Consider the following 24,389-nt stretch of genomic DNA (forward strand, 5'->3'; position numbering starts at 1 on the left):
GATCGCGATATGCGCTGGTAGATGCGGGTAAAGTCAGCCTAACCTGACTTATTTGTTAGCAATCAGTTCATTTTTCTTAACCTACTTTCAAGTAGCATTTCGCTGCCGTGGCAACCGTCACGCTCACGTAGCTAGGAGACCAATGCAACACCTCGCCCGTTCCCCTTGGGTCGCAGCTGGCGTCGCGCTCGTCGGCGCCGGCACGATCGCGGCCGCCCCCGTCGTCGCACCGCTGGCCGGCCCGGCTGCCCTCCACTCGCCCGACGTGGCACTGACCAGCTGGCAGGACGTGTTCGACACCGCCAGCGCCAACGCCACCACGATTTGGGACACCTTCTCCGCGCATCCTTTTGTGGCTCAGCAGCAGGAGATCGCCAACCAGATCGGCTACCTGCAGGATCTGGCCAATGGTTCGACCACCATCGGCGACGTCCTCGACTCCCTCAAGGAGAACGCGGCCGCGGTGTTCAACGCCGTCACGTTCCTCGGCGGCGATGATGACGCCATCGGCGCCGTGAGCCAGTACACGATCGACCAGGCCCACATCTTCGCCTACATCGGGCTCAGCGGACTGGGCGCGGACCTCGGATTCCCGGTCCCCGAGGAGCCGATCCCGACCATCGTCAACTTCCTGACCTCGCCGTTGAGCGCCGTCCTGATCGGGGCCCTGGGTCCGTCGATCAGCCCCCTGGTGGCGCTGGGCAACAGCATCAGCGAGATCGGCGAGACATTGAACGGCGACAACCCGGACTGGCAGTCGGCGCTGCAGCAGGTGGCCGACATTCCGGCCAACATGACCGGCGCGTTCTTGAACGGCGCGACCTTGGACCTCACCGCGCTGATTCCGGCGATCGAAGCGACCGGCCTGATCGCGTTGCCCGAGGGCGCCTCCCTCGACGAGCTCAGCTTCGCCTTCGGCGGACTGCTGTCGACGGGCGGGGTGCTGGGATCCGACTACTCCGACACCGCCCTCGGCGGTTCGATCCTGAACAGCCTGGGTCTGCACGTCAGCGACGTGCCCATCCTCGGCGAACTCGACGCCGTGGGTCACGGGATCGGCACGCTGGCCGCCTTGGAGAACTTGTCGCAGATCGTCGCCAGCACGCTGGGCTGGGATTGGTCGGGCAACCCGCTCGACGGTCTGTTCGACACCCTCTAATAGATCGGCACACCACCAAGTGGTCCCCTTCGCTTGCGAAGGGGACCACTTGCGTTGTCGGGCGCAGGTCGACCATGCGAACTTTGGTCCACCCACGGTGCCCGTCCTTCCGCGTGGGACCACTAAGTTTCTGAGAATTCCCTGCCAATAATTTCGCCGACGCGGCGATATGCCCAGGTCATCTAGGGTAAATGCAGGCTAACCTTGGGTTTTGTTAGCGATCAGCTCATTTGTGCATAAGCTACTTTCAAGTAGCCTTTCACTGCCGTGGCAGCCGTCACGCTTAGGTAACTAGGAGACCAATGCAACACTTTGCCCCCGCTCCGTGGGTCGCAGCAGGCGTCGCGCTTATCGGCGCCGGCGCCGTCGCCGCCACCCCGGTCGCCGTTCCGCTGCCCGGCCTGACCGCCACGCACTCAGCCACGGTGGCCCTGACCGCTGACTTCGACCCGTTCGGCGCATGGCAGGACGTGTTCGCCACCGCCAAGGACAACGCCACCACGCTGTGGGACAGCATGTCCGCCGTGCCGGGCGTCGCCGCCCAGCAGCTGATCGCCGACTTGATGAATGGCACGTCGATCGACCCGCAGGCCGTCATCGACGCGGTTGTGCAGCCCAACATGGCGACCGACCTGCCGATCTCACCCCTGCTGCTGAGCAACGACGCACTGCAGGCACTGATCACGCTGGTGATGCCGCAGTACATGCCCGACGACTTCCCCCTCACCACCGACCAGCTCACGCCGATCCTCTCCTTCCTGGCGTCACCGCTCAGCGGGGTGCTGATCGGTGCGCTGGGCCCGTCGATCGCGCCGCTGGTGGCGCTGGGCAACAGCGTCGGCGACATCAGCAACGCTCTGTCCGGCGAGAACCCGGACTTTGCGGCGGCCCTGCAGGACGTCGTCAACATCCCCGCCAACATCGTCGGTGGTCTCCTCAACGGCGCCACCCTGAATTTGGACGCGCTGCTGCCCACCCTGACCGAGGCCGGCCTGTTGCCGGCGGACCTGGACGTCACCGCGCTCAGCTACACCTTCGGCGGGCTGCTGTCGCCCGGCGTCACCGGCACCGACGTCGAGGGCTTCATCAACGAGGTCTCCGACGGCAGCTCCCCTGGTATCGGCGGCTCGATCATCAACGGTCTGGGACTCACCACTGGTCTCATGGGCTTCCCACTGGTGATTGAGGGACAAGGCGTAGGCATGCTGGGCGCGTGGCAAAGCCTGCAGGAGATCATCGCCATGTCGCTCGGCTGGGACGGTGTTGGCAGCCCGCTGGGCGACCAGGCCGACGCGATGGCCTCGCTGGTGAGCGACATCTTTGGCATCTCGGTGTAAAACCCGTCAATATCGAAGTGGCCCCCTTCGCCTGCGAAGGGGGCCACTTTCGCGTTGCCGTCAGTGCAACGGATGGGCCAGCAGCAACTCGCAGTTTCGATCCGCCACGGCGCCGAGGCGGGCATCCTTGCGGTGCAGATCGTTATAGGACAGCTCGCGATACAGGCTGGCCAGACCGGTCGGAGTGAGGTCGCTGGGATCCGCGGTGAACGGCGCCTGGGCCTCGACCAGCGGGGTGAACAGACTCAGCGTGCCGTCATGGTTGTCGGTGACCTCGATGATCCTGGCCAGCTGCGGGTAGTCGATGTGGCTGGCCGTGTTGATCTCCCAGAAGCTCTGCTTCGGGGTGGCGCCCTTGTGGGGGATCATCTCGTTGGTGTGGGTGTGCCCGTTCACCCACGCGATCACGTTCGGCCGCTCCAGCAGTGCCGCAACGAGCGACGCACCCGTATAGAGCTTCTCGCCGGGATGATTCGGATCCGGCAGGCCGACGTTCATGGTTCGCGAAGTGTGGTGGCTGAACAGAATCACCAGCTGGTCTGGGTGCGCGTCGATCTGCTCGAGGACGAACCGCAACTGACTTTCGTTGATCGAGCCGGCCGACAGGCCTAGGTCGTTGGTGGTGTTCATCGCGACACCGAGCACCCCGGGCGCAACCTGAAAGGTGTACCAGGTGGGCCCGTCCGGATCGATGAAGCCATGGCCGACCGGTCCGGGACCGGTGATGGCGGGCTCGAAGTGCCGACGAACGTACTGGCTCAACGTAAATGGCATACGCCGCTGATCCACGGTTGCGGGCAGGAAGGGGCCGCCCGACTTGAGCTGCAGCAGGATCGGGACGAGCTGCGAGGGATCGGCGCACAGCGCTTTCGCGATGGCGATCGCCGAGGGATCGGTATGCGGCAGGTCGAATTTGATCGGCGACGTGTACATCCATTCCAGCAGGCCGTTGGGGACGGTGCCGAGAAACTGTTCGTCGTGGTTGCCGACCACCGAATACCAGGGCATGCGCAGGCCGGGGCTGGTGTGCGGGGAGATCGCCGCAGACAGGAATCCGGGAATCTGCTGAAATCCCTTGCCCTTGTAGCTGTCCCAGTAGGGGGACTCGGCCAGCCAGTAGTCCGACGAGCCGTGCGCCTGCACCCCTTCATAGCGACCGGGCGCGCCGGTGTTGGGGACGATCGGCCCGCCGGACATCACCGTCAGAAACCAGTCGAGTTCGATCAGCTCTTTGTTGTCGGTGTTGTCTCCGGTGGAGACCAAGCAGTCGAATGGCCGCCCGGTGAAGGGACCGCCGGGCAGCGCGTTGAGTTGCTTGACCAGCGAGACCGCACCCTGGGTGGTCAGGGTCTCATGCGGCCGGTAGGCCGAGGAGACAAAGGGGTGGACGAACTCGAACCGGGCCGGGCTCTGGGCGTCGGTGAGGTGCAGATCGGTGACCTGTACGAATGCCGTCAACGCGGTGCGGGCCATCTCGCGCGCGGGGCCCGCGGTGGCCAGTTCCTGGCGGATGTACAGCGGCCACCCGCTGCCGGCGACCAGGGGCCGGTAGCCGCCCGCCTGGGCTATACCCGGCGTGCTGACCACATCCAGAGTGGTGCCGGTGGGATTCGAGGCCAGCAGCGCCGACGGTTCGGCATGCGCCAGACGGGAACCACCCATGCCTGCGGCGACGGCAGCGGCGGCCATTCCGGCCTGGAGAAAACTACGACGGGACAGGCTCACTACACCGGCACCGGATTCATCCGCGGTCGCGACACGATAAAGCGCATGACGCGAAACGCTATGAAATAACCAAGAAAACAGCCACAGGAGTAATGGTTTTGTCTCAGGTTTGAGGCCCGCTCGGCCCCGCCCCGTTTCCGTCCGGTGATTAACTACCGCGAGACAGGTCAGCGCCACCACACCGATCAGTTCTCACAGAAGTATTACTGACTCCGCTCGGACGCCTTAAATATCGGCCTTACCTTGGGTTTCAACGGGTCGATAGCAGTGACTCACCGCAGAACGTCACCGCCGCCGCATAGCAGCCCGACGAGCGAAAAGGATGACCGCGCAATGTTGATCGACTTTCGGTGGCTGCAGTTCATATTCGACCACCGTGACCACCAGGGCTCTCGCCACCTGCCGCAGACTCGCGGCGCCACCGCCGGCTGAGGCAGCGAAGGACTACCCGCCGCAGGCGGCCAGCACCAGTTCACGCACCCGGGCGGCGTCGGCCTGACCCTTGGTGGCTTTCATCACCGCGCCGACAATAGCGCCGGCGGCCTGCACCTTGCCGCCCCGAATCTTCTCGGCCACATCGGGATTGGCGGCCAGTGCCTCGTCGATCGCCGCCTGGATCACCGAGTCGTCACGCACCACGACCAGACCCCGGTCGGCCATCACCTGGGCGGGCTCCCCCTCGCCGGCGAGCACCCCTTCGACCACCTGCCGGGCCAGCTTGTTGGACAGCTCACCGGATTCCACCAGCGCCACCACTGCGGCGACCTGCTTCGGCGTGATCGCCAGGGCATCCAGTTCGACGCCGGCCTCGTTGGCCTTCTGCACCAGGAAGTTTCCCCACCAGGCGCGGGCCGCCTCACTGGAGGCTCCGGCCGACACGGTGGCGGCCACCAACTCAACCGCGCCCGCGTTGACCAGGTCACGCATCACCTCGTCGGAGACGCCCCACTGCTCCTGGATCTTCCTGCGGGCCAGCCACGGCAGTTCCGGGATGGTCTCTCGAAGCTCTGCGACCAGCTCCGCCGACGGCGCCACCGGCTCCAGATCGGGTTCGGGAAAGTAGCGGTAGTCCTCCGCGGTCTCCTTGGCCCGGCCCGGACTGGTGTAGCCGGCCTCGTGGAAGTGCCGGGTCTCCTGGACGACGGTGCCGCCACCGGTCAACACCGCGCCCTGGCGCCGCATCTCGTAACTGACCGCCACCTCGACACTCTTGAGCGAGTTGACGTTCTTGGTCTCGGTCCGGGTGCCGAACTCGGCTGCCCCGGTGGGCATCAGCGACACATTGGCGTCGCAGCGCATCGACCCCTGGTCCATCCGCACGTCGGAAACGTCCAACGCCCGCAGCAGATCCCGCAGCGCGGTCACATAGGCCCGGGCGATCTGCGGGGCACGTTCACCGGCACCGGTGATCGGTTTGGTGACGATCTCGATCAGCGGCACGCCGGCCCGGTTGTAGTCGACCAGGGATTCGCTGGCGCCCTCGATGCGGCCGGTGTCGCTGCCCACGTGGGTGAGCTTGCCGGTGTCCTCCTCCATGTGGGCGCGTTCGATGTCCACCCGCCACACCGAGCCGTCCTCCAGCGGCACGTCGAGGTAGCCGTTGAATGCGATCGGCTCGTCGTACTGCGAGATCTGGTAGTTCTTGGGCTGGTCGGGATAGAAGTAGTTCTTCCGGGCGAACCGGCACCAGGAGGCGATGTCGCAGTTGAGCGCCAGCCCGATCCGGATCGCCGATTCGACCGCGGTGGCGTTGAGCACCGGCAGCGAACCGGGCAGGCCCAGACACACCGGACACACCTGGGTGTTCGGCTCGGCGCCGAAGGCCGTCGAGCATCCGCAGAACATCTTGGTGGCCGTGGACAGCTCGACGTGCACTTCCAGGCCCAGTACCGGGTCGAAGCGGGCGACGACGTCGTCGTAGTCGAGCAGTTCGGCGACAGCAGCGGTCATGGGAGCAAAGTCTAGGTGACCCCGTCGGCCAGGCTTGGTCACACCGGCCAGTCCTCCAGCCGGTACGCGGCGTCGAAGAACATCCATTCGTAACGCGCAGAGGTATGGAGATGCCGGCGCATCAGCTCCCACTCCGATACCGACACGTGTGCACCGATCCGGTCGGTGACGGCAAGCACCGCCTCGACCACCGACTGGTACTCCTGGCCCGCGTAGGTGTCGATCCAGCGCTGGAACAGTGGCTCCGGCGAGCCGTGGCGCTGCAGATGCTCGCCCACCCGGGCGTACACCCAGTAGCAGGGCAGCACGGCGGCCACGGCTTCGGCGTAAGAGCCGGATGCCGTCACCGCCAGCAGGTAGCTGGTGTAGGCCTGGGTCGTGGGGGTGATCGGCAGTGCCGCGGCAGCTTCGACGTCGAGCCCCAGATCCGCCAGCAGGCCGGCATGCAGCTCCGCTTCGGCGGCGATCGCCACGCCGGCGTGCTCGGCGAACATCGTCAGCTCCGACTCGATCGGCGCCCTGGCCGCGCAGCTCGCCAAGGCCCGCGCATAACCGCGCAGGTAGTGCGCGTCCTGGACAAGATAGTGGCGAAACTGGTTGCGCCCCAAGGACCCCTTGGTTAACCCGGTGACGAAGGGGTGCTCGCAGATCTGCTGGTAGATGCCGTCGATGTGCGCCCACAGCCGCTCACGGTTCCGCTCGGTCATACCTCACGGTAGGTGACGCCGCCCTAGACTGAGCCCCATGCCCGACCGCAACGTGCTGGGCGGCCCACTGGAGCCGTGCGGCAGCGATCCGATTACCGGCTTCTACCGTGACGGCTGTTGCTCGTCGGGGCCCGAGGACATTGGACTGCACACGATTTGCGCCGTCGTCACCGGCGAATTCCTGGCACACCAACGCTCGACCGGCAACGACCTGTCCACACCGATGCCGGCCTACCGGTTCCCGGGGCTGACGCCAGGCGATCGCTGGTGCGTCACCGCGCTGAACTGGCTGCGGGCGCACCGCGACGGCTGCGCCGCGCCCGTGGTGCTGGCTGCCACCCATGAACGCACTCTGGAGGTGGTCAGCCTGGAGGTGCTGGCGGACTATGCCGTCGACGTGCCCGACGACCCGGGCGACCTCTGACGTGCGATCGCTGTTCGCCGAACGCGCGGGCTAATTTAGGCCCCGGCCATGGTGGCGCCGCCGGCCTGCTGCTGCTGACGCCGCTTGACGTACAAGACGAATTCCTCGACCAGCGGGCCGTCTTCGGGACAGGACGCCACCACCGATCCGGCCAGCAGTCTTCCGGTCTGATCCTCCGGCAGACCACTGGTCGCCAAGATGTGATCGACCGCATGCTTGACTCCGGCCAGATTCGGCTGGACGTTGATCAACGCGCAGACATCACCGCCGTGATCGGCGACGTAATCGCCTATCTGGTCACCACTGGCGTGGGCCGGCAGAGACAGCACCAGTCCCATCGGCAGACCGCACAGCACCGCGGCAGACAACGCCATCTTTCCCATACCCCACCCCCAGCCTTCGTCCATTGGGCAACAGAAGTCACAACCTCACCATTGTGGGGCCATTTCGCGGCATTGTCACGCCGCACGCGAGCTAGCCGAAGAACGCCGCCGCGTCATCGTAGCGGCTCTGCGGCACCACTTTGAGCTGTCGGACCGCGTCGGCCAACGCCACCCTACCGATCTCCTGGCCGCGCAGCGACACCATCATGCCGTATTCGCCGGCGTGGGCGGCATCGGCGGCGTTGACGCCGAACCGGGTCGCGAGCACCCGATCGTAGGCGGTCGGGGTGCCGCCACGCTGCACATGCCCCAGCACCGTGGTGCGGACTTCTTTCTTGACGCGCCTTTCGATTTCGACGGCCAGCTGGGCGGCAACACCGGTGAAGCGCTCGTGGCCGAACTCGTCGACGCCGCCGGCCCGCAACTCCATGGAGCCGGCAGCCGGTTTGGCGCCTTCGGCGACGACACAGATGAAGTGCGACGACCCGTGCTGAAAGCGCTGCTTGACCAGCCGGCACACCTCTTCGACGTCGAAGGGCTGCTCGGGTATCAGTGTCATGTGCGCACCGGTGGCCAGGCCGGCGTTGAGCGCGATCCAGCCGGCGTGGCGGCCCATCACCTCGACCAGCATCACCCGCTGGTGAGATTCGGCGGTGGAGTGCAGCCGGTCGATGGCGTCGGTGGCAACCTGCAGCGCGGTGTCGTGGCCGAAAGTGACGTCGGTGCAGTCGATGTCGTTGTCGATGGTTTTGGGCACCCCGACCACCGGGACGTTCTCCTCCGACAGCCAGTGCGCCGCGGTCAAAGTGCCCTCCCCGCCGATCGGGATGAGCACGTCGATGCCGTTGTCGTCGAGCGTCGCCTTCACCTGATCCAGGCCGGCGCGCAGCTTGTCCGGGTTCACCCGGGCGGTGCCGAGCATGGTGCCGCCCTTGGCCAGCAGCCGGTCGTTGCGGTCGTCGTTGGCCAATTGGACGCGCCGGTTCTCCAGCAGACCGCGCCAGCCGTCTTGGAAACCGACCACCGTGGAGCCGTAGCGGGAGTCGCAGGTGCGCACCACCGCCCTGATCACCGCGTTCAGTCCCGGGCAGTCGCCGCCGCCGGTGAGCACTCCGATCCGCATGTGTCCATCTTGCCGACGCGCAGGGCGCGAGTGTGCGATTTCATACGTGCTCGTCGGCGAGTCGCGTATGAAACCGCACGCTGGGCGGCTGCGGCGTCGAGTCAAACAGCGGTCGGCAGCTCCCCGCGGGCTGCCTCGTAGGCCGCGCCCACCCGATACAGCCGGTCATCGGCCAGCGCCGGCGCCATGATCTGCAGACCCACCGGCAGCCCGTCGTCGCCGGACAGCCCGGACGGCACCGACATGCCGCAGTGCCCGGCCAGGTTCAGCGGCAGCGTGCACAGGTCGAACAGGTACATCGCCAGCGGGTCGTCCACCTTCTCCCCCAGCCGGAACGCCGTGGTGGGCGTGGTCGGCGAGATCAGCACGTCAACGGACTCATACGCCGCGTCGAGGTCACGGGCGATCAGGGTGCGCACCTTCTGCGCCTGGTTGTAGTAGGCGTCGTAGTAGCCCGCCGACAGCGCGTAGGTGCCGAGCATGATGCGGCGCTTGACCTCCGGGCCGAAGCCGGCCGCGCGGGTCAGCGCCATCACCTCCTCGGCGCTGTGGGTGCCGTCGTCGCCGACCCGCAGCCCGAAGCGCATCGCGTCGAAGCGGGCCAGGTTGCTCGACACCTCCGACGGCAGGATCAGGTAGTAGGCGGACAGCGAGTAGTCGAAGTGCGGACAGTCCACTTCGGAGATCTGCGCGCCCAGCGCCGTCAACTGTTCGACGGCGGCGTTGAACGACGCCAGCACGCCCGGCTGGTAGCCCTCGCCGCTGTGCAGCTGGCGCACCACGCCGATCCGCACCCCGGACAGGTCCGCGGCCGCACCGGCTTTGGCGGCGGCGACGACGTCGGGCACCGGCGCCTTGATCGACGTGGAGTCGCGCGGGTCATGCCCGGCGATCACCGAATGCAGCAGCGCGGTGTCGGCCACGGTGCGCGCACACGGCCCGCCCTGGTCCAGCGACGACGCGCACGCCACCAGCCCGTAGCGGCTCACGGTGCCGTAGGTGGGTTTCACGCCGACGGTGGCGGTCAGCGCGGCCGGCTGGCGAATCGAGCCGCCGGTGTCGGTGCCGATCGCCAGTGGCGCCTGGAACGCCGCCAGCGCCGCGGCACTGCCGCCGCCGGAACCACCCGGCACCCGCTCGACGTCCCAGGGGTTGCGGGTCGGACCGTAAGCGGAGTTCTCCGTCGACGAGCCCATCGCGAACTCGTCCATGTTGGTCTTGCCCAGGATCGGGATGCCGGCAGCGCGCAGCCGCGCGGTGACGGTCGCGTCGTAGGGAGCCCGCCAGCCTTCCAGGATCTTCGATCCGCAGGTGGTCGGGGCGTCGATGGTGGTGAACACGTCCTTGAGGGCCAGCGGCACCCCGGCCAGCGCCGACGGCGCCTCCCCGGCGGCGATTGCCTTGTCGGCGGCCTCGGCTGCGGCCAGGGCTTCGTCGGCGCCGACGTGCAGGAACGCCCCGTACCGGTCGTCGGTGGCCGCGATCTGGTCGAGATGGGCGCGGGTGACCTCAACCGAGGACACCTCGCGGGCCGCGATCTTGGCCGCCAGGGTGGCCGCGTCGGAGCGGATCAGCTCACTCACTGGCTCTCCCCCAGGATCTGCGGAACCGCGAAGCGGCCGTCTTCGGCGCGGGGCGCGGCCGCGAGCGCCTGCTGCTGGGTCAGGCCGGGCACGATCTCGTCCGGCCGGGTGACGTTGACGTCCTTGAGCGGGTTGTCGGTCGCCTTGACGCCGGTGACGTCGACAGCCTGAATCGTGCTGACATGGGTCAGGATCGCATCGAGCTGGCCGGCGAAACCGTCCAACTCGGCGTCGGTCAGCGCCAGCCGGGCCAACCGGGCCAGGTGAGCTACGTCGTCACGGGAGATCTGGGACACGGGTGCAAAGCCTAGTCGTCCGCTCGCGTCGGGCGTGAAGCCAGCGTGCGGTAGCGCGCGGGAACCCAGCCTCACCTTCGGCGGCTCGGGCAGCGCTGTGGGAAAGTTGCGCATGCCTTCCTATCTGCTGCGCGTCGAACTCGACGACCGCCCCGGCAGCCTGGGGTCGCTGGCCGTGGGGCTGGGCTCAGTGGGCGCCGACATCTTGTCTTTGGACGTTGTGGAACGCGGAAGCGGTTCGGCGATCGATGACCTGGTGGTCGATCTGCCGCAAGGATCGATGCCCGATGTGCTGATCACGGCCGCCGAGCGGCTGCCCGGTGTTCGGGTGCACAGTGTCCGCCCGCACACCGGCTTACTGGATGCGCATCGCGAACTCGAGCTCATCGACCACGTGGCGGCGGCCGGTGACCGCAGCGCCAAGTTGCAGAAGCTGGCCGACGAAGCACCCCGGGTGCTGCGAGTCAGCTGGTGCGCAGTGCTGCGCGCCGAGGGGTCGGCCGGCGAGTTCCGCCGGCTCGCCGGCAGTCCAGGCATCCCGGAGACCCAGGTCAGCGCGGTGCCGTGGCTGCCGATCGAGCGCGCCACCGCCCTGGACAACACCGCCGGCTGGGTGCCAGCGGTGTGGCGGGACATGGATGTCGCCCTGGCTGCCGCGCCACTCGGCAACCCGCGCACCGCCGTGGTGCTGGGCCGCACCGGAGGTCCGGCTTTCCTGCCCGCGGAAGTGGTCCGGCTGGGCTATCTGGCCGGGATCGTGGCAACGCTGCTGCGCTGAACCGTTTCACCCCGCTGCCGGCACAGCAGTCACGGTCACGTTGACGGTGGTGGCGCCGGCGTCCGAGGCGATGACCAGGACGGGAGCGTTGGGAGCCGACATGACGTGTCCGCCGGTGACGACGACCTGGTAGCCGTTCGGGTATTGGACGGGAGGCACCGAGATGTTGGTCTGGGCGCCCGCGGCGAAGCTGCCCACGCCGTCGGCCCGGGCGGTGGCGTAGCTGAGCTGGAAGGTGCTGTGATCGAACGACCAGGAATTCGGGGTGCCGGCCACCGCCTGTGGGTACGGCTCGGCGAGCACCGCAAGCTTGCCGGCGTCGACATTGCCGCCGACCGGGGGGAGGTTGGTGTCGTACACCAGAGACTCGGCCTCGCGTGACGATGCGGTGGTGGTGATGTCGTTCTGGCCTGAGTAGACCCACGTCGCCCAGCCGTACTGGTACCGCGCCGCTGCCTGCAACAGATCGGTGTGAGCGCCGAGATTGTCGGTGGCCCCGAACCCGCCGATATGCGCTGGGACATCGTGCACGTCTGCGTAAGCCGCAGCGTTCGCCATCGCCATGTCGGCGAACAGGTCGCAGAAGAGGTCGACGCCGAAGAAGTCTATGGACGGGCAGAAGTGGTCGAACGAATAGATGATGTGGGAATCGTTCACCTCGCCCAAATTGGTGGGGAACCCCAAATTGGCCAGAACGCTCGGTTGCACGAATACCGGTGTGTATGGGTCGACCGACCGGATTGCCGAGATCGCCTGGTCGTAGAACGGGGTCAGCATCTGGGAATCGAAGAACGGGTTGCCGAACGCGCTTGAGAGCCACTGTGATCCCGCATGCGGTTCGGCAGCCACACCGAAGGCGACTACTCCGGGGTCGTCTTTGAAGTAGTTCGCGACGACTTGGAGCATCTGCGCGTAGTGGTTCTCCAACCCGGTCCCATCGGGTGCCTGGGAGTTGGTCCAGAACGCGTCCCAAGCGTGGTTCTGCGCGGGGTTGACGAAGTAGCTCCACGGGAATCCGACGTCCAGGTTGGGCAGCCCACCGGTTTGCACCGCCCATTCCGGCGCCCCTTCGCCCCCGAACGCGGTGCCGTAGAGGTCTTGGTGCAGGTAGATGACGCTGGAGATGCCGTGAGCCGACAGCGTCTGCACGGTCTGGGCGATCGAAGCCAGGTAGCCATAGTCGAAGACCCCGGGCTCGGGTTCGACCGCGGCCCAGATGAGGCCCAGCTGAACGCTGTTGAAGCCGTTGGCGGCCAGGAAAGCTGCGTCGTCGTCGCCGAAACCGTCGGCCGACAGCTCGTAGGGCGGCAGCTTGTTGGTGTGGTCCAAACCGTGCAGGATGACGACCCGCCCGTCACCGTCGGTGATCCAGGAGCCGGCTGTCGAGAAGCCGGCGCCGGTGCCCAGCGGGGCGCCGGTGCCGTAGTGGCCGACCATGCCGTGGCTGCCGAGCATGCTGCCGTTGCCACCGGCCCCGCCCAGGGCGGGCAACCCGGTGGGGCCGGCGCCTATGCCGCTGTCACCGGCGTCGCCGCCGGCACCGCCACTGCCCAATAGCCCGGTGGCGCTGCCGCCGTCACCACCGTGCCCACCGTCACCACCCTGGCCGCCGGCGCCGCCCTGGCCGCCGACACCGAACAGCCACCCGCCATCACCGCCGTGGCCGCCCATGCCGCCGATTCCCCCGGCCGCATCACCGCCCGCACCACCGGCGCCGCCGATACCGAGCAGCCAGCCGCCCGAGCCCCCGGCGCCCCCGGCGGCCCCGACGCCTCCAGCGCCGCCGCCCCCACCGGTGCCGAAGATCCCCGCGGCCCCGCCGTTGCCTCCGGCAACCCCCGCGGTGGTGCTGTCAAAGCCGGTGCCGCCGTCACCGAACAGCCACCCGCCGGCGCCGCCGTCGGGATGCTCGACGGTGCCGGCAGCGCCATCGCCGATCGCGTAGGAGCCCAGCAGCTGGTTGATCACGGCGCTGACCTGCTGGCCGGCGTCACTGTCGAGCCACTGGTCGATACCGGTGTGAATCGGGGTGTAGACCAACTCTTGGAACAATGCGGTCAAGTCGGCGTCCCACGCGGTGGTGGACGAGAAAGCCTGCCAGTCAAGGGTGTTCGTCGCCGGCTCGATAAGCGGCGAGAACACCTCACCGATCGCCTCGTCGACGAGGTCGGCCTGCGCTGCAGGCGGAGCGGCCAGCGGGAGCAACCCCAAGGTGAACAACGCGCCGGCGGCCGTTGCGGCACCGATCCGGGTACGGACACCCGGCCCGGGCTTCGAGCGGGCGTGATCACGGGTGGTCATTGCGTCCTCGCTCAGTGCTCGAGCTGACGTGCGACCGCCAGCGCACCAACACCGTAAGTGCAACATAATGTCGCACTTCGTGAGGGGGACGATGCCACGCGTCACCTACGCTGTCAACCATGGCGGCTGGATCTTCCGTAGCAGGTGGCAGGGCTCGCACGCGATCGGACGTCGTCGAAAATCGGCTGCGGATTATCGAGGCGGCAACGGATTTGCTCGCCGGAAGCCCGAATGCGTCGGTGCAGGAGATCGCGGATGCCGCCGAACTCAACCGAGCCACCGTGTACCGGCATTTCCCCAACCGGGAAGAGCTGGTCGCCGCGATCCACGACGCAGCGGTCGCCGCGATGCGTGCGCTTTACCTCTCGTTGCCCACCGACGGCCCGGTGTTACCGAGCCTGATCGAGTTGGTGGGACCCGCCATTGAAGCCGGCCACCGCTACCGGGTTTTGATCCTGACTCCGATCGCCGACTCCCGACGATTGATCCCCGAGGCCCAGGCCGTCGGGCTGCTCGCAGCGGCCGTCCACCGAGCACAGCTCGCCGGCGAAATCGACCAGCGGATTAATCCCGTCGTCGCGGCGACCAACTTCGGTGGCCAGGTTCTTGGCGCTGCCCTGCTGATCGCCCGCGGAATCGTCGCGCCAGACGAAGCGATCGCACAAACCCGGCTGGCCCTGCAGAAGTCGTTGACGGCCTAATCCTCCTGCGGCGACTCTTCTTCCGGGTCCTGGGGGCCCTCGGCCAACAACCGGACAAAACCCTCTTCGTCCAGGATCGGCACCCCGAGTTCGACGGCCTTGTCGTACTTCGATCCCGGCGCATCGCCGGCCACGACGTAGGCGGTCTTCTTCGACACCGAACCGGCCGCGCGACCACCGCGGGCGATGATCGCCTCCTTGGCCTGGTCGCGGGAGAAGCCGGTCAGCGAGCCCGTCACCACGATGCTCAGCCCCTCCAGCGTGCGTTCGATACTCGCGTCGCGTTCGTCGGCCATCCGTACCCCGGCGGCCCGCCACTTGTCGACGATCGCGCGGTGCCAGTCGACGTCGAACCATTCGGTGACCGCGGCGGCGATGGTGGGGCCGACGCCCTCGACGGCGGCCAACTGCTCGGTGGACGCCGCGGTGATGGTGTCGAGGCTGCCGAATTCCGTGGCCAGTGCCCGGGCTGCCGTCGGTCCGACGTGCCGGATCGACAACGCCACCAACACCCGCCACAGCGGTTGGTGTTTGGCCTTGTCGAGGTTGGCCAGCAGTTGCCGGCCGTTCTTGGACAGCGCACCGCTTTTGGTGGTGAACAACTCGGTGCGCAGCAGGTCGTCTTCGGTGAGGGTGAACAGATCGCCCTCGTCGGTGATGACGCCGGCGTTCAGCAGTGCGATCGCCGCTTCGTAACCCAGTGCCTCGATATCGAAGGCACCGCGTCCGGCGACGTGGAATACCCGTTCGCGCAGCTGCGCCGGGCAGGACCGGGCGTTGGGGCAGCGGATGTCGACGTCGGCCTCCTTGGCCGGAGCCAGCAGCGTTCCGCATTCCGGGCAGTGGGTCGGCATGACGAACTCGCGCTCGCTGCCGTCGCGCAGGTCGACCACGGGTCCGAGCACCTCGGGGATCACGTCGCCGGCCTTGCGGATCACCACCGTGTCGCCGATCAGCACGCCTTTGCGCTTGACCTCCGAGGCGTTGTGCAAGGTGGCCAGTCCCACCGTCGAGCCGGCGACCTTGACCGGGGTCATATAGGCGAACGGAGTGACCCGGCCGGTGCGGCCGACGTTGACCCGGATGTCGAGCAGGGTGGTCTGCGCCTCCTCCGGCGGGTACTTGTAGGCCACCGCCCAGCGCGGTACCCGGGAGGTGGCGCCGAGCCGGCGCTGCAGGGCCCGATCGTCGACTTTGACGACGACACCGTCGATTTCGTGTTCGACGGTGTGCCGGTGCTCACCCCAGTAGCTGATCCGTTCGGCCACCGCGGCCATCCCCTCGACGCGCGCCGTGTGCGTGGAGACCGGCAGCCCCCAGGCCTTCATCGCGGTGTAGGCCTCATGAAGACTGTCGGGGCTGAATCCCTCGGTGTAGCCGAGGCCATGGCAGACCATCCGCAGGTTGCGTCGGGCGGTGACCGCCGGGTTCTTCTGCCGCAGTGAGCCCGCCGCGCTGTTGCGCGGGTTGGCGAACGGCGCCTTGCCCTCGGCGACCAGTCCGGCGTTGAGGTTTTCGAAGTCCTCCAGCCGGAAGTACACCTCACCCCGTACCTCTAACACGGCCGGGACGGGGAATTCGGTGTCGGGGTTGAGGAATTCGGGGACATCGACGATGGTGCGCGCGTTGAGGGTCACGTCCTCACCGATCCGGCCGTCGCCGCGGGTGGCCCCGCTGCTCAGCCGGCCGTTGCGATACACCAGCCCGAGCGCCACCCCGTCGACCTTGAGTTCGCACAGGTAGGCGGTGTCGCCGCCGATCTCACCGATGACCCGGCCCGCCCAGGCCGTCAGCTCCTCGGGTGAGAACACGTCTTCCAGCGACAGCATCCGCTCCAGGTGCTCGGCGGGGGTGAACTCGGTGGTGAATCCGGCACCGCCGACGAGTTGGGTGGGTGAGTCGGGGGTGCGCAGCTCCGGGTGCGCGTCTTCCAGCGCGAGCAGCCGGTTGAACAGCTCGTCGAAGTCGCTGTCGGCGATGATCGGCGCATCTTTGACGTAGTAGCGGAATTGGTGTTCACGCACCTCTTCGGCCAGTTCATACCACTGCCGCCGGAGGTCCGGGGTGACGCTGTCGGCCTCTGGGCTCACCCCCGAAGGTTATCTGCTGGCTACGCTGGCGGCATGCCGCACCCGATCATGTACCGCGACGACGACCCGGGTCTGGCGGAGCTGCGGCGCATCGCGCTGGGGTTTCCCGAAGCGTTCGAGAAGATCTCCCACGGCCGCCCGGTGTTCTGCGCTCCGAAGATGTTCGCGGTCTACGGCGGCAACTCCAAGGCCACCGGCGCAATGGTGCCCTACCCGCACGCGGTGCTGGTCAAGGTCGACGAGTCCGAGCAGCGGGCGCTGGAACAAGACCCGCGGTTCTTCTCTCCGATGTATCTGGGGCCGTCCGGTTGGCTGGGACTGGATTTCAGTGCGTCCTCAGTGGATTGGGACGAGGTCGGTGAGCTGGTGGACGCGTCGTTTCGGCTGACCGCGCCGCAGCGGCTGATCCGACTCCTGGACGGGGGCGCTTAGATCGCCTCGGGGTCGCTGGCCAGCGCCTCTCCCACCTTGCGTACCAGCCCGACTGCGGTGCGTGCCCACCCGGCGCTGGCGCCGGCCAACCCGCAGACCGGGCTGACGCCGACTCGCTCGGCCAGTATCGAGCGGGCGAATCCGATCCGGTCGGTGATCGCGGCCGCCGCGGTCGCCAGCTCTTCCACTCCGGGCGCCCGCGCCGGAGCAAGCGCGGGAACCAGCCCCATCACCACGGTGCGGCCGGCGTCGACGAACGCACCGATCTGGTCGTAGTCGGCGGGCTCCAACGCGGTGCAGTCCAGCGCCAGCGCGGTGATAGAGCTGCGCTGCAACACATTCCAGGGGAGTCCCGCCGCGCAACTATGCACCAGCACCTCGCCGCCGATGGTCTCGGCGCAGCCGTCGAGCAGCGCGGTGGCCACCGCCTCGTCGATGGCGGCCACCGGGCTCAATGCGGTCACCCCGGCCAGCCGGCCGGTCACCGCCGCGGTCAGCGACGGCTCGTCGAGCTGCACCACCACCGGCGTCTCGAGCCGGCGAGACAGGTCGGCCCGGTGCGCCGTGAGGCCCTCGGCCAGCGATGCGGCCAGGTCCCGCACCGCACCGGGGTCGGTGATTGCCCGGTGCCCATTCGCCAGCTCCACCTCCGCGGCCAGGGTCAGCGGCCCAGCCGCCTGCACCTTGACCGGGTGCCCGCTGCCCCGCAGGCCGGCGACTTCCCACGCCTCCTCGAGGGCGTCGACGTCCTCGCCGAGCAGACTCACCGCACGCCGGGTCACCGCACCGGGGCGCGCCGCCAGCCGGTAGCCGCGCGGGGCGGTGTCGATGGCGATGTCGACCAACAGCGCGCCGGCCCGACCGATCATGTCGGCGCCCACGCCGCGGCCCGGCAGCTCGACCAGGTGGGCCAGGCTGTCGCCCAGCTCACCGACGACCACCTCGGCCGCCGCGCGGGCCGAGGTGCCCGGCCACGACCCCAGTCCGGTCCCGGTGGCGAAAGCACTCACCGGGCAACCGTATTGAAGTGACATAGCCCTGGACACGGCGGGCTAGCCTTCGAGGGTGAAGATGTCGCGGCTGGTTCCGATCTGGGCGGTGGCGGCAGCGGTGGTGGGCTGTACCCGGCTGGTCGGCGGGACGGCGCTGCCACCCGCGGCGCTGCCGGCGCCCGACGGCGCGGTGGATCTCGGCCGGGTCATGCTCGGCACGCCCCGGATGCGGGCCATCGTCGGCGCCGACGAACAGCTGACGGTGATCCCCACCATGGATTCCAGCTCCCCAACGGACATCGATGACCTCGCCGCGACCATCCCGCCGCCGTGCCGTTTCGTCTTCGTCGAGACCGCGGTGTTCGGCTCCGCGCCGACGCGTTTCCACAAAACCACCTACCAGTACCCACCCAAGGCGGCGATGGTCTCCGAAGGCGCGGCCGTCTACCCCGACGCCGAAACAGCCCACCACGCCCTCGACGCTTTGGTGGCCACGGTGGCCGAGTGCGCCGACACCTCGGCCGGGCCGGGACTGGTCAGCGACTGGGATGCCGACGACGAGTCCCTGCGCACCCACGCCGGTGACTGCGGCCGGGCCTACCAGGTCAAGTCGGTGGTCCTGTTGGAGGTCACCTACTGCGGCTTTTCGGAGTCCGACGCCGACCTGGTGGTGGCGAATATGGCGTCCGCGGTGCCGGGCTAAGCGCGCTTCCCCGCGCCGAACGTGCATTCAGGCCGAAAAAATCGCCACATCGTCGCACTCAGTACACGTTCGGCGTTAAAAGGTGGCGGCGATGGTGGCGCTGGCGATCACTTCGTCGCCTTGCGCGTCCGGGCGGTAGCAGGCCAGGGTCTGGCCGCGGGCCACGCCGCGCAACGGCGTGCGCAGTCGCACCTGCAACATGTCGCCGACCAGTTCGGCCACCGCGCCGACGGTCTCACCGTGGGCGCGCACCTGCACCTCGCACTCGACCGGGCCATGCCACGGCCGCCCGGAGGTGAATACCGGTGCCCGCCCGGTGAGCTCCACCACGTCCAACTCGGCGGCGGGCCCGACGGTGACGGTGCCGGTCGCGGCGTCGATACCGGTCACATAGCGCGGCTGGCCGTCCGGGCCTGGCCCGGCGATGCCCAGGCCCTTGCGCTGGCCGATGGTGAAACCGTGCACCCCGTCGTGTTCGGCCAGCACCGACCCGTGAGTGTCCACCACGGCCCCCGGCCGTACGCCGATGTGGCCGCCGAGGAAGGTGCGGGTGTCGCCGGTCGGGATGAAGCAGATGTCATGACTGTCGGGCTTACTCGCCACCGCCAGACCACGTTCGGCGGCCTCAGCGCGGATCTGTGGCTTGGGGGTGTCCCCGATCGGGAACGCGGCGTGCCGGAGCTGCTCGGCGGTCAGCACCGCGAGCACGTAGGACTGGTCCTTATCGGCGTCCACCGCGCGCCGGAGTCGACCGTCGGCGAGCCGGGCGTAGTGGCCGGTGGCCACCATGTCGAAGCCCAGAGCGAGGGCTCGGGCGGCCACCGCGGAGAACTTGATCTTCTCGTTGCACCGCATGCACGGGTTGGGCGTCTCGCCGCGAGCGTAGGAGTCGACGAAGTCGTCGATCACCTCGTCCTTGAACTGCTCGGAGAAGTCCCACACGTAGAACGGGATGCCCAGCACGTCGGCGACGCGGCGGGCGTCGTCGGAGTCCTCCCGCGAACAGCACCCCCGCGAGCCGGTGCGCAGGGTGCCCGGATTGCGCGACAGTGCCAGATGCACGCCGACCACGTCGTGCCCGGCATCGACCATGCGGGCCGCGGCGACCGATGAATCGACCCCGCCGCTCATCGCGACGACGACTTTCACCGGGCTACTCCCGCGGCGGCCAGCATCGCCTGGCGGGCCCGGTCCACGGCGCCGGGCAGCACCGCCAGCACGGCGTCGACGTCAGCGTCGACGCTGGTGTGTCCCAACGACAGTCGCAGCGATCCACGGGCGGCCACCGGATCAGCACCCATCGCGGTCAGGACGTGCGAGGGCTGCGGCACACCAGCGGTGCAGGCCGATCCGGTGGAGCATTCGATGCCGTTGGCGTCCAACAACATCAGCAGGGAGTCGCCTTCGCAGCCGGCGAAGGTGAAGTGCGCGTTGCCGGGCAGCCGTTGGATGCGTGACCCGTTGACCCGGGTGTTGTCGATCCGGGCGAGCACTCCGTCGATGAGCCGGTCACGCAGGCCCGCAACGCGGTCGGCGGTGGCCTCCAACGAGCCCACCGCGACCTGAAGCGCCGCGGCCATTCCGACTGCCCCGGCGACATCGGGTGTGCCGGAACGGATGTCACGCTCCTGACCACCACCGTGCGTGAGCGGGACACAGGCTACGTCACGACGAATCAGCAGTGCGCCGGTCCCGCACGGGCCGCCGAACTTATGGGCGGTCAGGCTCAGCGCGGACAACCCACTGGCGCCGAAATCGACCGGCAGCTGCCCGACCGCCTGGACGGCGTCGGAGTGCATCGGCACTCCGAACTCAGCCGCGATCAAAGCCAGTTCGGCGACCGGCAACACCGTTCCCACTTCATTGTTGGCCCACATCACCGACACCAGGGCGACGTCGTCGGCCCGGCCGGCATCCAATTCCTCGCGCAGCGCGTCCGGTGACACCGAGCCGTCGGCGTCGGTGGGCAGCCAGGTGATCTCGGCGCCCTCGTGTTCGGCGAGCCAGCCCACCGCATCCAGCACCGCGTGGTGCTCGACCTCGGTGGTGATGATCCGGCGTCGCCGCGCATCGGCGTCGCGGCGGGCCCAGAAGATGCCCTTGACGGCCAGGTTGTCGCCGTCGGTGCCGCCGGCGGTGAACACCACCTCGGACGGGCGCGCACCCAGCCGTGCCGCGATGGACTCGCGGGACTCCTCCATCCGGCGGCGCGCGGCGCGGCCCGCGGCGTGCAGCGAGGAGGCGTTTCCGACGGTTCCCAGCACAGCTGCCATCGCCTCGATGGCTGGCGGGTGCATCGGGGTGGTGGCGGCGTGATCCAGATAGACCATGACCTGCCCAGGATACCGGGCACGCGCAGCCGCCCCGGCGCTGCGGCGGGCGGCTGCGCTGTTCAACAGACGATGCGGGCTCGTCGACGCCGCGGCACCCGCCAGCCCGCCGCCGCCTGGCAACGCGCGGCCAGCTCACGCCGATCCGTTCCCGGCAACTGCAAAGCCGCGACATGTACCTGCGCCACAGTGCGTCGCGCGGTGATCAAGCGACGCATCGAAGCCAACAGGCTGTCGTCGCCGACAAACGCCGGCACGGTCGACGGCGACCCGTCCTGGTGGTGGTAGGTGAGCTGCAGCGGCTGCACCGGCCGCGCGGCGTCCACGGCGGCCTGGAACATCGCCGGATAGAACTTGCCGTGGGCCCGTCCGCACCAGGTGGTGCCCTCCGGGAAGGCCACGACGGTGCGGCCGGCCCGCAATCGGGCCGCCACCGTCTCGACCACCACCGGCAACCCACGCAGGCTGTCCCGCTCGATGGGGATGATCCGCATCATGCGGGCCAGCGCTCCGATGCCGGGCCAGCTGATCAGGTCGGCGCGTGCCACGAACGTCCCCGGCGATACCGCACCGATCACGAACACATCCAGCCAGGACACGTGTGGGCTGACCACCAACATGCCGCGCAGGTTGCGTACCGGCCCGCCGGTCGTGGTCACCCGCACGCCGAAGCAGCGCAACACCACCCGGCAGCAGCGGCGCTGCAGCCGGACGCGGCCCGGAATCGGTACCGCCAGCAGTGGCAGCAGCGGCGCCAGCAGCACCACCAGGGCCAGCCGCAGCGCCACCATCCCCGGGAACGGTCGCTCGCTACCGCCACGGATGCACCGGGGGGTGCAGAACGCCTGGGGCGCCCAGGCGTTCACTGGCGTTTGGTTCACGCCTGTGCGGCGGTGTCGGCCGCCTCAGGGGCCCCCGCCACCACCGACGCCGCGGACACCGACCGCAGCCGGCGCAGGTAGCGGGTGTCCGCGTCGCTGCGGCGCAGCAGGGCCGGGAAGTCCCCCACCCCGAAGGCCGGGTCGTGGGCCGGCTCACCGCAGACCCGCGCGCCCAGGCGCAGGTAGCCGCGCAGCAGCGGCGGCATGGTCGGGCGAGTCGGCGGCGCGATCTCGTCGAGGCTCTTGCCGTCGACCACCACGGGCCGATACGGGGTCACCCGGTGCGGGGAGGCGTGGCGGCGCCGCACGAAGTCGCGGACACCGCGGATCTGACTGCCGGGGGCGCCCTCGCCGCACACCGGCACCGACACGCAGCCGGTGATGTAGTCGTACTGGTAGCGGTCCAGGTAGGCCAGGATTCCGGCCCACATCAACAGCACGACAGCGCCGTTGCGGTGGCCGGGCCGGACCACGGCACGACCCATCTCGACCAGCGACGGCCGCAGCGGGTCCAGCGCGGTGACATCGAATTCGATTGCGCTGTAAAGGCCTCCGGCGGCGATGGCCCCGGTGGGCGGCAGCATCCGGTAGCAGCCGACCAGTTCACCGGAGTCGTCGTCGCGCACCAGCAGGTGGTCGCAGTATTCGTCGAAGTGGTCGGCGTCCAGGCCGGGTCGGCCGTCGGTGTCGGTCAGGCAGAAGCCCGGCTCGGTGCTGAACACCTCGAATCGCATCCGCTGCGCGGCTTCGATCATGGCGGGGTCGGTGGACAGCAGCAACGAGTAGCGCGGGTTGTCGGTCCCGGAAGCGGGAGAATCGGTGGCGGGCTCAGGGGCGATGAGAACAGAACCAGTGCTCACACTGAGCACGGTCGCGCAGCCAGGCAGCGACGAGGCAATCACGGCATGACATGTCGATGCACGCTTGGTGACGAATTGTGCGCCGCTTATTGGCGCGAGATCAGGCGGCGGCGCCACCACCGTCGGCGTGCAGGGTCGATCCGGTGATGAAGCTGGACCGCGGCGAGGCGAGGAAGAGCACGGCTTCGGCGATCTCCGCCGCGTGTGCGGTGCGCCCGAGCGGCAGCGCCCGGCCCAGTTCGTCATTGACGTCACCCCATTCGGCGACGACGCCCTCGGTGGCGGTCGGTCCCGGAGCAACACTGTTGACCCGTACCCCGTGCGGGCCGAATTCGGCGGCCCAGGTGCGGGTCAGCGACTCCAACGCGGCTTTGGACGCGCTGTAACTCGACGCCCCGGGCACGCCCTTGAAGGCGACCATGCTGGTGACGTTGACGATGCTGCCGCGCCCGCGCCGCAGCATGCCCGGCGCCAGGGCGGCGACCAGGAAATAGGCGCCGCGCACGTTGGTGTCGAACGTCGAGGTGAACGACGCCACGTCCTGGTCGACCGTCAGTGCCCCGGGGAAGCTGGCGGCGTTGTTCACCACGATGTCGACGCCGTCGCCGCATTGCTCCACCAACGATTTCACCGAATCGAGGTCGGACAGATCGGCAGCCACAAATCTCACCGCGCCGCCGAGTTCGGCGACGGCCGCGGTACCACGTGCTGCCGAGCGGCCGGTGATGATCACCGCGGCGCCGTGCCGCGCCAGCAGCCGCGCGGATTCGAGTCCGATACCCGCGGTCCCGCCGGTCACCAACGCGGTCTGGCCCGCCAGTTCGTTCACTGTGCCGCCTGCCAATCGAGCAGACGGGTGGTGGCCAGGGTCGCGTCGTCGCCGGTGACCAGGCCGGTGTCGCCGACCTTGGTGCCGAAGTAGACCGCAGCCGGGTCGACGACGATCGGCAGGCTCTCACCCCGATGCGCCAGCACCAGGGCGGCCAGTTCGCCGAAGGTCAGCTTCTGCGGGCCACCGATGTTGACGATCCCGTCGACCGGCGCGGCCTGAGCGGCGCGGGCCACTTCGGCGGCCACGTCGGCACCGGCGACCGGCTGGATCAGGCCTTCGGGCACCCGGACTTCGCCGTCGACGGTCAGCGACGCGATGATGCCGTCGGCGAACTCGTGGAATTGGGTGGCGCGGACGATGGTGTAGGGCAGCCCGGAGTCGGCGATGATGCGTTCCTGCGCCACCTTCGCACGCATATAGCCACTGTCGGGCAGACCATCACAGTTCACGATGGACAGCACGACGTAGTGACCGACGTCAGCGGCTTCGGCCGCGGCCACCTGGTTGTTGGTGGCCTTGGTGAAGAACTCCAGCACCGGCCCGTCGGCATAGTCCGGTGAGTTGACCACGTCGACCAGCACGTCGGCACCCGACAGGGCCTCGGCCAGGCCATCTCCGGTCAGTACGTCGACACCTGTATTGCGGGCGGCGGCCACGGTCTCGTGGCCGGCGGCACGCAGCAGCTCGACGACCTTGGTGCCGATCTGCCCGCTGGCACCCATCACAGTGATCTTCATCTTCGACACACCCTCTCGTCCAGCACGGTTTCGATATCTCGACCTTGGCACTGCGCTGCCCGTGG

The 24,389-nt window shown here is 68.4% G+C and carries 23 protein-coding genes; 7 read left to right on the top strand and 16 right to left on the bottom strand.

Annotated features, from left to right (window positions below):
• The first annotated feature begins 142 nt into the window (after positions 1-142).
• A complete protein-coding gene (gjpA, locus tag K3U94_RS15600) occupies positions 143-1,159 on the top strand; it encodes an outer membrane porin GjpA (RefSeq protein ID WP_220694289.1) in 1,017 nt (338 codons plus the stop codon).
• Between the two features lie 302 nt (positions 1,160-1,461).
• Positions 1,462-2,496 (top strand): outer membrane porin GjpA, encoded by a 1,035-nt coding sequence (gjpA, locus tag K3U94_RS15605; protein WP_047319391.1) that lies wholly within the window; start codon positions 1,462-1,464, stop codon positions 2,494-2,496.
• Between the two features lie 60 nt (positions 2,497-2,556).
• On the opposite strand, the gene K3U94_RS15610 is transcribed toward gjpA (K3U94_RS15605), so the two are convergent.
• The 3 genes from K3U94_RS15610 to tenA form a co-directional block, all read right to left on the bottom strand.
• Positions 2,557-4,185: a TIGR03767 family metallophosphoesterase gene (locus K3U94_RS15610; protein WP_220694290.1), complete on the bottom strand. Its 1,629-nt coding sequence runs from the start codon at positions 4,183-4,185 to the stop codon at positions 2,557-2,559.
• Positions 4,186-4,665: 480 nt separating this feature from the next.
• Positions 4,666-6,171 carry an Asp-tRNA(Asn)/Glu-tRNA(Gln) amidotransferase subunit GatB gene (gatB, locus tag K3U94_RS15615; RefSeq protein WP_220694291.1) on the bottom strand — a complete coding sequence of 502 codons (1,506 nt, stop codon included), beginning with the start codon at positions 6,169-6,171 and terminating at the stop codon, positions 4,666-4,668.
• A 38-nt stretch (positions 6,172-6,209) separates the two neighbouring features.
• On the bottom strand, positions 6,210-6,878 hold the full coding sequence (gene tenA / locus K3U94_RS15620) for a thiaminase II (RefSeq protein ID WP_047319394.1): 669 nt from the start codon (positions 6,876-6,878) through the stop codon (positions 6,210-6,212).
• Between the two features lie 37 nt (positions 6,879-6,915).
• Here tenA and K3U94_RS15625 point away from each other — a divergent pair, with 37 nt between their 5' ends.
• Positions 6,916-7,302, top strand: a complete 387-nt coding sequence (locus tag K3U94_RS15625) for a DUF2237 family protein (protein ID WP_220694292.1) — start codon at positions 6,916-6,918, stop codon at positions 7,300-7,302.
• 35 nt (positions 7,303-7,337) lie between these two features.
• Here the strand turns inward: K3U94_RS15625 and K3U94_RS15630 are convergent, their stop codons facing one another.
• The 4 genes from K3U94_RS15630 to gatC all read right to left on the bottom strand — a co-directional run bounded on the left by K3U94_RS15630 (position 7,338) and on the right by gatC (position 10,687).
• On the bottom strand, positions 7,338-7,685 hold the full coding sequence (locus tag K3U94_RS15630; RefSeq protein ID WP_220694293.1) for a hypothetical protein: 348 nt from the start codon (positions 7,683-7,685) through the stop codon (positions 7,338-7,340).
• A 91-nt stretch (positions 7,686-7,776) separates the two neighbouring features.
• Positions 7,777-8,808, bottom strand: coding sequence for an ATP-dependent 6-phosphofructokinase (locus K3U94_RS15635; protein WP_047319443.1), 1,032 nt, complete (start codon positions 8,806-8,808; stop codon positions 7,777-7,779).
• Positions 8,809-8,909: 101 nt separating this feature from the next.
• Positions 8,910-10,391 (bottom strand): Asp-tRNA(Asn)/Glu-tRNA(Gln) amidotransferase subunit GatA, encoded by a 1,482-nt coding sequence (gene gatA / locus K3U94_RS15640; RefSeq protein WP_220694294.1) that lies wholly within the window; start codon positions 10,389-10,391, stop codon positions 8,910-8,912.
• Positions 10,388-10,687, bottom strand: coding sequence for an Asp-tRNA(Asn)/Glu-tRNA(Gln) amidotransferase subunit GatC (gatC, locus tag K3U94_RS15645; protein ID WP_220694295.1), 300 nt, complete (start codon positions 10,685-10,687; stop codon positions 10,388-10,390). The genes gatA and gatC overlap by 4 nt, the downstream gene beginning before the upstream one ends.
• A gap of 112 nt (positions 10,688-10,799) precedes the next feature.
• Here gatC and K3U94_RS15650 point away from each other — a divergent pair, with 112 nt between their 5' ends.
• Positions 10,800-11,465: an ACT domain-containing protein gene (locus K3U94_RS15650; RefSeq protein WP_047319399.1), complete on the top strand. Its 666-nt coding sequence runs from the start codon at positions 10,800-10,802 to the stop codon at positions 11,463-11,465.
• A gap of 6 nt (positions 11,466-11,471) precedes the next feature.
• Here the strand turns inward: K3U94_RS15650 and K3U94_RS24145 are convergent, their stop codons facing one another.
• Entirely contained in the window at positions 11,472-13,766 is a 2,295-nt protein-coding gene (locus K3U94_RS24145) for a PGRS repeat-containing protein (RefSeq protein ID WP_220694296.1), read from the bottom strand.
• 119 nt (positions 13,767-13,885) lie between these two features.
• Here K3U94_RS24145 and K3U94_RS15660 point away from each other — a divergent pair, with 119 nt between their 5' ends.
• Positions 13,886-14,467 (top strand): TetR/AcrR family transcriptional regulator, encoded by a 582-nt coding sequence (locus K3U94_RS15660; protein WP_220694297.1) that lies wholly within the window; start codon positions 13,886-13,888, stop codon positions 14,465-14,467.
• On the opposite strand, the gene ligA is transcribed toward K3U94_RS15660, so the two are convergent.
• Complete coding sequence (gene ligA, locus K3U94_RS15665; RefSeq protein WP_220694298.1) at positions 14,464-16,557, bottom strand: NAD-dependent DNA ligase LigA; 2,094 nt, start codon at positions 16,555-16,557, stop codon at positions 14,464-14,466. The genes K3U94_RS15660 and ligA overlap by 4 nt on opposite strands.
• Before the next feature lie 33 nt (positions 16,558-16,590).
• Here ligA and K3U94_RS15670 point away from each other — a divergent pair, with 33 nt between their 5' ends.
• Positions 16,591-16,989 (top strand): MmcQ/YjbR family DNA-binding protein, encoded by a 399-nt coding sequence (locus K3U94_RS15670; protein ID WP_220694299.1) that lies wholly within the window; start codon positions 16,591-16,593, stop codon positions 16,987-16,989.
• On the opposite strand, the gene K3U94_RS15675 is transcribed toward K3U94_RS15670, so the two are convergent.
• A complete protein-coding gene (locus K3U94_RS15675; protein ID WP_220694300.1) occupies positions 16,986-17,999 on the bottom strand; it encodes a uroporphyrinogen decarboxylase/cobalamine-independent methonine synthase family protein in 1,014 nt (337 codons plus the stop codon). The genes K3U94_RS15670 and K3U94_RS15675 overlap by 4 nt on opposite strands.
• Before the next feature lie 61 nt (positions 18,000-18,060).
• Here K3U94_RS15675 and K3U94_RS15680 point away from each other — a divergent pair, with 61 nt between their 5' ends.
• On the top strand, positions 18,061-18,684 hold the full coding sequence (locus K3U94_RS15680; RefSeq protein WP_220696827.1) for a sensor domain-containing protein: 624 nt from the start codon (positions 18,061-18,063) through the stop codon (positions 18,682-18,684).
• Between the two features lie 75 nt (positions 18,685-18,759).
• On the opposite strand, the gene mnmA is transcribed toward K3U94_RS15680, so the two are convergent.
• The 6 genes from mnmA to K3U94_RS15710 all read right to left on the bottom strand — a co-directional run bounded on the left by mnmA (position 18,760) and on the right by K3U94_RS15710 (position 24,324).
• Positions 18,760-19,833: a tRNA 2-thiouridine(34) synthase MnmA gene (mnmA, locus tag K3U94_RS15685; RefSeq protein ID WP_220694301.1), complete on the bottom strand. Its 1,074-nt coding sequence runs from the start codon at positions 19,831-19,833 to the stop codon at positions 18,760-18,762.
• The gene (locus K3U94_RS15690) at positions 19,830-21,014 is read right to left on the bottom strand and encodes a cysteine desulfurase family protein (protein ID WP_220694302.1); all 1,185 of its coding nucleotides are present in this window, start codon (positions 21,012-21,014) and stop codon (positions 19,830-19,832) included. Before K3U94_RS15690 ends, mnmA begins: the two co-directional genes overlap by 4 nt.
• 62 nt (positions 21,015-21,076) lie before the next feature.
• Positions 21,077-21,880 carry a lysophospholipid acyltransferase family protein gene (locus K3U94_RS15695; protein WP_230987154.1) on the bottom strand — a complete coding sequence of 268 codons (804 nt, stop codon included), beginning with the start codon at positions 21,878-21,880 and terminating at the stop codon, positions 21,077-21,079.
• 11 nt (positions 21,881-21,891) lie between these two features.
• The gene (locus K3U94_RS15700) at positions 21,892-22,755 is read right to left on the bottom strand and encodes a GNAT family N-acetyltransferase (RefSeq protein ID WP_220694303.1); all 864 of its coding nucleotides are present in this window, start codon (positions 22,753-22,755) and stop codon (positions 21,892-21,894) included.
• 100 nt (positions 22,756-22,855) lie between these two features.
• On the bottom strand, positions 22,856-23,584 hold the full coding sequence (locus K3U94_RS15705; protein WP_047319050.1) for an SDR family NAD(P)-dependent oxidoreductase: 729 nt from the start codon (positions 23,582-23,584) through the stop codon (positions 22,856-22,858).
• Complete coding sequence (locus K3U94_RS15710) at positions 23,581-24,324, bottom strand: SDR family oxidoreductase (RefSeq protein ID WP_220694304.1); 744 nt, start codon at positions 24,322-24,324, stop codon at positions 23,581-23,583. The genes K3U94_RS15705 and K3U94_RS15710 overlap by 4 nt, the downstream gene beginning before the upstream one ends.
• Positions 24,325-24,389: the final 65 nt, after the last annotated feature.

It is taken from the genome of Mycolicibacter heraklionensis (assembly GCF_019645815.1).
Classification (GTDB): domain Bacteria; phylum Actinomycetota; class Actinomycetes; order Mycobacteriales; family Mycobacteriaceae; genus Mycobacterium; species Mycobacterium heraklionense.

What these genes read in the sequence shown, in the direction of transcription:
- gjpA (WP_220694289.1), top strand. Translation starts at nt 143, where the DNA reads ATGCAACACCTCGCCCGTTCCCCTTGGGTCGCAGCTGGCGTCGCGCTC.
- gjpA (WP_047319391.1), top strand. Translation starts at nt 1,462, where the DNA reads ATGCAACACTTTGCCCCCGCTCCGTGGGTCGCAGCAGGCGTCGCGCTT.
- K3U94_RS15610 (WP_220694290.1), bottom strand. Translation starts at nt 4,185, where the DNA reads ATGGCCGCCGCTGCCGTCGCCGCAGGCATGGGTGGTTCCCGTCTGGCG.
- gatB (WP_220694291.1), bottom strand. Translation starts at nt 6,171, where the DNA reads ATGACCGCTGCTGTCGCCGAACTGCTCGACTACGACGACGTCGTCGCC.
- tenA (WP_047319394.1), bottom strand. Translation starts at nt 6,878, where the DNA reads ATGACCGAGCGGAACCGTGAGCGGCTGTGGGCGCACATCGACGGCATC.
- K3U94_RS15625 (WP_220694292.1), top strand. Translation starts at nt 6,916, where the DNA reads ATGCCCGACCGCAACGTGCTGGGCGGCCCACTGGAGCCGTGCGGCAGC.
- K3U94_RS15630 (WP_220694293.1), bottom strand. Translation starts at nt 7,685, where the DNA reads ATGGGAAAGATGGCGTTGTCTGCCGCGGTGCTGTGCGGTCTGCCGATG.
- K3U94_RS15635 (WP_047319443.1), bottom strand. Translation starts at nt 8,808, where the DNA reads ATGCGGATCGGAGTGCTCACCGGCGGCGGCGACTGCCCGGGACTGAAC.
- K3U94_RS15650 (WP_047319399.1), top strand. Translation starts at nt 10,800, where the DNA reads ATGCCTTCCTATCTGCTGCGCGTCGAACTCGACGACCGCCCCGGCAGC.
- K3U94_RS24145 (WP_220694296.1), bottom strand. Translation starts at nt 13,766, where the DNA reads ATGACCACCCGTGATCACGCCCGCTCGAAGCCCGGGCCGGGTGTCCGT.
- K3U94_RS15660 (WP_220694297.1), top strand. Translation starts at nt 13,886, where the DNA reads ATGGCGGCTGGATCTTCCGTAGCAGGTGGCAGGGCTCGCACGCGATCG.
- K3U94_RS15670 (WP_220694299.1), top strand. Translation starts at nt 16,591, where the DNA reads ATGCCGCACCCGATCATGTACCGCGACGACGACCCGGGTCTGGCGGAG.
- K3U94_RS15680 (WP_220696827.1), top strand. Translation starts at nt 18,061, where the DNA reads ATGTCGCGGCTGGTTCCGATCTGGGCGGTGGCGGCAGCGGTGGTGGGC.
- K3U94_RS15690 (WP_220694302.1), bottom strand. Translation starts at nt 21,014, where the DNA reads ATGGTCTATCTGGATCACGCCGCCACCACCCCGATGCACCCGCCAGCC.
- K3U94_RS15710 (WP_220694304.1), bottom strand. Translation starts at nt 24,324, where the DNA reads ATGAAGATCACTGTGATGGGTGCCAGCGGGCAGATCGGCACCAAGGTC.